Origin of the sequence: Pelotomaculum propionicicum, assembly GCF_004369225.1 — a bacterium.
Taxonomy (GTDB): Bacteria; Bacillota; Desulfotomaculia; order Desulfotomaculales; family Pelotomaculaceae; genus Pelotomaculum_B; species Pelotomaculum_B propionicicum.
Window position 1 is genome coordinate 1 of the sequence record NZ_QFFZ01000167.1, and the last position, 628, is coordinate 628.

Annotated in this window: 1 protein-coding gene and 1 pseudogene; both read right to left on the reverse strand. The window is 52.2% G+C overall.

The window, feature by feature from the left end:
- Nucleotides 1-158: 158 nt before the first annotated feature.
- Nucleotides 159-347 carry a hypothetical protein gene (locus tag Pmgp_RS19350; RefSeq protein ID WP_134216317.1) on the reverse strand — a complete coding sequence of 63 codons (189 nt, stop codon included), beginning with the start codon at nt 345-347 and terminating at the stop codon, nt 159-161.
- A gap of 14 nt (nt 348-361) precedes the next feature.
- Nucleotides 362-628 (reverse strand): annotated as a pseudogene (locus tag Pmgp_RS19355) (DUF6273 domain-containing protein); the annotation flags it as partial.

Here is a 628-nt window from a genome sequence, read left to right on the forward strand (position 1 = left end):
CCAAGTCTGGCCTCAGCCGGTATACTTCAGCCAAAATACCTGCTCTTTCTACCTCAGGATATACCGCCACTAGTTCCCCTGGCATTCCCTGGCCTAAGTCAACCTTCGTTATAATCGCCCGGGCAATGACTCTGATTGTGTAAGCTGCATATGCCACTTTATACACCTCCTTGAGCTACGATGTCGGCCAGCAGGAGTTCCGTGTCCTGCTGGCGCTGCAATAGATCGTTGTAGGCCGCCACCTGTTCGGCCAGGGTTAATTCTAGGTCCTGAATCCGCTGCTCCTTCGCAGTCTCTTCAGCCCGCTCCTCGGCTAAATCAGTCTGTTTAATAAGCTTTATGGCCACCGTTTTTCTCCCCCTTATTCAAACGCGGCGCCGTAACCCATAATGGAACATTCGCCGGTGGCTGTTCCTCTCGCAAGGGTTACCCGCATCTTGATTCCCCATTTGTCTGCCGTTTTGACAGTGTTGGTGAAGGTATACGCCTTCCGCTGGATGGTTGCCGTTGTGGCATCCTCCCAGGTGGGGTTTGCATCAAAGCCGTTATTACAAACCTCTACTGTGAGAATTGAACCAGTCGGCATGATGGCGTTAATACTCGGCACAATCTTGACAGCCTGAGCGGT